Origin of the sequence: Streptococcus suis (genome assembly GCF_002960425.1) — a bacterium.
Lineage (GTDB): Bacteria > Bacillota > Bacilli > Lactobacillales > Streptococcaceae > Streptococcus > Streptococcus suis_S.
Window position 1 is genome coordinate 1 of sequence record NZ_POIZ01000036.1, and the last position, 4,870, is coordinate 4,870.

At 37.1% G+C, this 4,870-nt stretch carries 6 protein-coding genes, 2 tRNA genes and 1 riboswitch; all 8 genes read right to left on the minus strand.

What is annotated here, in order from left to right:
* Window positions 1-220: 220 nt before the first annotated feature.
* The gene (locus C1G57_RS04300; RefSeq protein WP_105113894.1) at window positions 221-874 is read right to left on the minus strand and encodes a phosphatase PAP2 family protein; all 654 of its coding nucleotides are present in this window, start codon (window positions 872-874) and stop codon (window positions 221-223) included.
* A gap of 23 nt (window positions 875-897) precedes the next feature.
* Complete coding sequence (locus C1G57_RS04305; RefSeq protein ID WP_105113895.1) at window positions 898-1,455, minus strand: ECF transporter S component; 558 nt, start codon at window positions 1,453-1,455, stop codon at window positions 898-900.
* Window positions 1,456-1,512: 57 nt separating this feature from the next.
* A riboswitch (FMN riboswitch) is annotated at window positions 1,513-1,728 on the minus strand.
* 53 nt (window positions 1,729-1,781) lie between these two features.
* Window positions 1,782-2,324: a tRNA (cytidine(34)-2'-O)-methyltransferase gene (locus C1G57_RS04310; protein WP_105113896.1), complete on the minus strand. Its 543-nt coding sequence runs from the start codon at window positions 2,322-2,324 to the stop codon at window positions 1,782-1,784.
* Between the two features lie 215 nt (window positions 2,325-2,539).
* Window positions 2,540-3,058 carry a DUF3592 domain-containing protein gene (locus C1G57_RS04315; RefSeq protein ID WP_105113897.1) on the minus strand — a complete coding sequence of 173 codons (519 nt, stop codon included), beginning with the start codon at window positions 3,056-3,058 and terminating at the stop codon, window positions 2,540-2,542.
* A gap of 59 nt (window positions 3,059-3,117) precedes the next feature.
* Window positions 3,118-3,618: a DUF3592 domain-containing protein gene (locus C1G57_RS04320; RefSeq protein ID WP_105113898.1), complete on the minus strand. Its 501-nt coding sequence runs from the start codon at window positions 3,616-3,618 to the stop codon at window positions 3,118-3,120.
* Window positions 3,619-3,643: 25 nt separating this feature from the next.
* A complete protein-coding gene (locus C1G57_RS04325; protein ID WP_105113899.1) occupies window positions 3,644-4,489 on the minus strand; it encodes a hypothetical protein in 846 nt (281 codons plus the stop codon).
* A 163-nt stretch (window positions 4,490-4,652) separates the two neighbouring features.
* Window positions 4,653-4,726, minus strand: a tRNA-Pro gene (locus C1G57_RS04330).
* 47 nt (window positions 4,727-4,773) lie between these two features.
* Window positions 4,774-4,847: transfer RNA gene (locus C1G57_RS04335), tRNA-Arg, on the minus strand.
* Window positions 4,848-4,870 lie beyond the last annotated feature (23 nt).

Here is a 4,870-nt window from a genome sequence, read left to right on the forward strand (position 1 = left end):
GAAACATATAAGACCTCCAATTGAGTGTGGTAATTCCTGCTAGAAGTTGATTGTTTTTTATTCTAGTGTACAGGTAAATCCACGAATTCTCAACTGGGGGTCTTTACATATTGCTTTATAACTATACAAAAAGTATTCCTGCATGTTTCTGTAATGTCAAAGCCTGCTTACAAGGCCACAAAAAATCCCCTACCCATCGGATAGGAGAAATATAATAGAATTATTTCTGTTTACTTTGGAAACGCCATTCAAAGCGTTTTTGGTCATAGAAGGGATACATGATTTGCAAAAGAGTTAAGGCTAGGAGCCAGCCTCCGATAATATCCGTCGGATAATGAACACCAATGTAGATACGAGAAACAGCAACTAGGATTGCTAGGGCAATCAATGCAACTTGCAGAATGCGTTTAGCCAGTCCTTGCTTCATGCGTTGCTGGATAATGATGACAACCGCTCCTGCAATCATCATTGTTGAGGCTGTATGCCAACTAGGGAATGAATAGCCAATCGTGTCAATCAACCATTCGATACTAGGACGCGGGCGTTGGTAGACATATTTCAGGGCTGTAGATGCCACACCCATGGCCGCAAAACTAGCTAGTAGGAAAAAGGCTTCCATCTTCCACTGTTTATAGTAGTAAAATATAGCAGACAAGATCAGAGTAATCGCTAAAATGATAACGGTATTCCCTAAAACTGTAATAGAAGTCCAGAACTGAGTCGCTCCACTTGGCAGATTTCCACGAATAGCAGATTGGATAGCAGAGTCGAAACCAGTTAAGGTACTTGGGTAGAACTTGGCTACGTAGCCCAAGATAACAAAGGCTAGAGCCAAGAAAGACGCATTTCGTAAATGGATTTGTTTATTTTTCATAGGTCTAGTTTACTTTAAAAAAGTTAAACTTTCTTTAAAATAGGTCGAGCTGCTGTGTAACAGATATAAAACACAATGGATAGGACAATACCTTGCAAGAGATTAAATGGCAAGACCATGAAAAGCAGGTAATTAGTCAATCCCAAGATTTCTTTAATATCAAAGTTTGCAAAGGCAGCATAGACAGGTACAGCATAGACGTAGTTCAAGACAAGCATGGCAAGGGTTGAACCAAGTGTTGCTACAGCTGCTGTTTTTAAATAATGTTTGACAGACTGGTCATTTTTCCAGAAATAAGATACTGCTAGAATAAAGATTACCATAGCAGCAATATTCATCGGTAGACCAATGACTGTTGTCACTCCCTGATTGTTTAAGATCAATTTGAGGAGTGTCCGAATCAAAAGAATGGCAAAGCTAGACTTTACATCTAGTATAAGCAGACCAAATAAGATTGGTACCAAAGAAAAATCTACTTCCAAGAAATTTGCCGTTGGTATCAAGGGAAATTTCAAGTACATGAGTAGAAATGAAAGTGCTGAAAGAATGGCGATAATCGTCATTTTCCGTGTGTTTGTCATAAAGGTTCCTCCAATTTTGAAAATTGAAGAAGCTTAGAAGGGCAGTCAAAAACTGCACTTCGTCTTCTCCCATCCAGACTTTACTGTCGGTTGTGGAATTGCACCACATCAGCTTTCGCTCGCAGACTTCCAACGGTCTATTTTGTTCTAATACTGCGTTAGCTCATCTTGACATACATTCAGTATGGTCTTCGATTCGCTGCCTAGTCGTAAAACAAAATAGCCTCGTTTTACACTGCCGGTCGGGAATCTCACCCTGCCCTGAAGACTATTTCATCATACCAAAAAAGCCCTGCAAGTGCAAGGCATTGAGTCATTTTCAAGTCTTATTTTAGCTTATCCTCTTCATAAGTATGGACCAAATCCAAACCTGCAAAATTCTGCTGACGAAGGGCTTCGTAAACAATCATACAGACAGTATTGGATACATTGAGGCTACGAACATGCTCATCATTCATGGGAATCCGAATCGCCTTCTCTGGATGCGTTCGCATAAAATCTTCTGGTAAGCCTTTATCTTCACGACCAAAGAGGAAGAAATGAATCCCATCCTGATAACTCTCCTCTGAATAGGTTTTGTCCGCAAACTTAGACACCAAATGGATCTGACCATGCTTGCTGGCATAGTCCATAAATGAAGACAGATTTTCATAAAAACGAACATCCAACTTATCCCAGTAATCCAAGCCAGCACGCTTCATCTTGCGGTCATCAATTGGAAAACCCATCGGTTTGATAATATGTAGGGGGCTGTTGGTCGCGGCACAAGTCCGAGCAATATTTCCAGTATTTTGTGGAATCTGTGGTTCAAACAGGACAATGTGATTTTTAGCAGTTTCTTCTGTGTAGTGTAATTCTTCAATATTCATAATCATCGTTTCCTCATACGTGAATCTTGGCTATTCAGACAAAAAAATAGCCACACTGCCCGGAGTCAAGCTCAGCAAACAGCATGGTGAATGATGATTCATTCACTTAACTCACAACAGGTTTGAGTTAAATCAATGAAATCGTGTTACTATTGTAGCTTAAAAAAGGCTGAAAATCAAGAGTTTTGATTTATTTTTTTCATTTTTCAAAAAACTTAATTTGATAGTTTAAGTATTAAAAAAATAACCATAAAAAACAACCAAGCAAAACCAGAAAGGAACATTCCATTCCTATAATAATTTATAAATCCAGCAAACCGCTCAACAAAACTTAATTTGGGTTTCTTTGGATGATAATAGACTGTCATCTCAGACCCTATTGGAAACAATTGTTTAAATTCATAACGAAAAGAATTACTATATCGGATAAATCTCGGCTTTAGAATTTCTCTTCTATATTCATCTTCAGTTTGTGGATAAAAAATCTCATGGCCTCTATCTTCTCCCATCGGGAAGTATCTAAGTCTCTGCTTATATCTCCGATTATTGATAGTGTATTCCACAATAGGTGTCTTTAGACGAGTAGAAGTATAGTATCCTATGACAGTCCCTTGAGTTACCATAGTACAGTCATTTTTAATAGTAATTTCACGACGCCAACGAATTAAAAAGAGAAAAAACCAAAATAAAATATAAACCGATATGACGACGATAGCAAGCAATAATCTATCCATCAGCACTACTCCTCATAAGTAAAATTTGAAACAGATATTCATTTACAATACCTATCATTTTATATTGCAATAAAAATCAAAAGCGAGCAAAGAAAGAACAAGACTACTATATAGAATAAACTGAATACTCTAAATAGTGCCTCTCCTCCCGCATAACGTTCCACATAAGCTAACTGAGGTTGCTTCGGATTGTATCTCACTGTCAGTTCATATCCAATAGGGAATAGTTGGTACATATTATATGGCATTAAACCAATGTTGTACAACTTCTTACTTTCCAACATATAATTTCGGAGTTCTTCTATATCATGAGGATATAAAATATCTTTTGGGCCATAAACAACCCATGAGTATTCTAGGGCTTTTCTATACTTTATACCATCTACCTCGTACTCTATGATTGGGGGACGAAGTGAGACCCATTCTCTATGTGTGACAACTTTACCAATAATTGTAGAAGTACTGTATTTTCGGATAACATATTCCTGTCGCCATTTATAAAGAAAATAACAAAAAGGAGTAGCCAATGCCAAAAAGATTAAAAGATATGACCAAATCATGTTTACAATTTACCCTCCATAAAACCTACTCTCCCAAACTTTCCTTATATTGCTTGGACTTCTTACCATACCAGTCTTCAATGCTATATCCTGAGAGAATACGATAGTCTTCCATATATTTATTGATATAAAATCCTTGAATACAACTAAACACTATTGCTACGATAAAGTAGAAAAGTAATATAGGCCCACCAATCCCAAAAATCATGACTAAACTTCTTAGAATATCATTCTCATAAATCCCTTTACCTTTATTAGGTAAAAAGAGACGAAACAGAACGAGGGGAAAGACGATTAAGCCACCATATTTCCTCCCTAAGACGACAAACTTCTCCATCACATCATTTAAGGGATTGGAAACCAATTGATTTCCATATAAGCCATTCAAAACCTCTTTCTTAAACCATAGGTATCTTTCTGCGATTACAAAAATTATGATAGACAGATTGAGAATGACTGCAATTAGCGAACCAAAAAACATGGCCGAACCAATCGCACATAGTACAAATACTTGATAATTAAGTAAACTCACCATCAAGAACATATTCCAATTGAAATAGTAATACGACAAAATTCGATGATGTCGTATCTTTCTAACATCCATTAGGTAATGAACGATTACTAATAAGCCAAGCCATACGGGGATTGAAAATAGGATTTTCGCCTCCACAAATAATATATTTCCAACTTCTTTATCCGAATACGGTCCGATAAATGATATTAGAAATATAAAAAATTCAACTGTCAAAAATCCCAAGATTTTCTTTCCATAACCATTTTTCTCTATGTCCTCCATTAAAGTCTGAATGTACTGATCCGTTACCAACCCCATGCTCTCTTCCAAAGAGGCATTCCATACTGTTTTTTTCATGTTTTCTCTTCCTTATCAGATTATCATAATTTATAATTGTCTGTTATACTAAAAAATCAAGACAAGTTGACCTTATCCTGAAAATAAATATTGGCGCTGTAAGACACTGTTAGTGTGCCCAAAATAAAAAAGAGGAAAAAATTATCCTCTCAATCTCTTTCAATCGGGAAGACAGGATTCGAACCTGCGACACCTTGGTCCCAAACCAAGTACTCTACCAAGCTGAGCTACTTCCCGCTATCATTAAAAATAAAGCTCCCCTAATGTGATCATTAAGCGAGTTATGCACCCTAGAGGATTCGAACCTCTAACCGCCTGATTCGTAGTCAGGTACTCTATCCAGTTGAGCTAAGGGTGCTTCTATAAAGTCCATGCCGAGGA

Excerpts from the sequence above, each read along its gene's own strand:
- C1G57_RS04300 (WP_105113894.1), bottom strand. The coding sequence starts at position 874 with ATGAAAAATAAACAAATCCATTTACGAAATGCGTCTTTCTTGGCTCTA.
- C1G57_RS04305 (WP_105113895.1), bottom strand. The coding sequence starts at position 1,455 with ATGACAAACACACGGAAAATGACGATTATCGCCATTCTTTCAGCACTT.
- C1G57_RS04310 (WP_105113896.1), bottom strand. The coding sequence starts at position 2,324 with ATGAATATTGAAGAATTACACTACACAGAAGAAACTGCTAAAAATCAC.
- C1G57_RS04315 (WP_105113897.1), bottom strand. The coding sequence starts at position 3,058 with ATGGATAGATTATTGCTTGCTATCGTCGTCATATCGGTTTATATTTTA.
- C1G57_RS04320 (WP_105113898.1), bottom strand. The coding sequence starts at position 3,618 with ATGATTTGGTCATATCTTTTAATCTTTTTGGCATTGGCTACTCCTTTT.
- C1G57_RS04325 (WP_105113899.1), bottom strand. The coding sequence starts at position 4,489 with ATGAAAAAAACAGTATGGAATGCCTCTTTGGAAGAGAGCATGGGGTTG.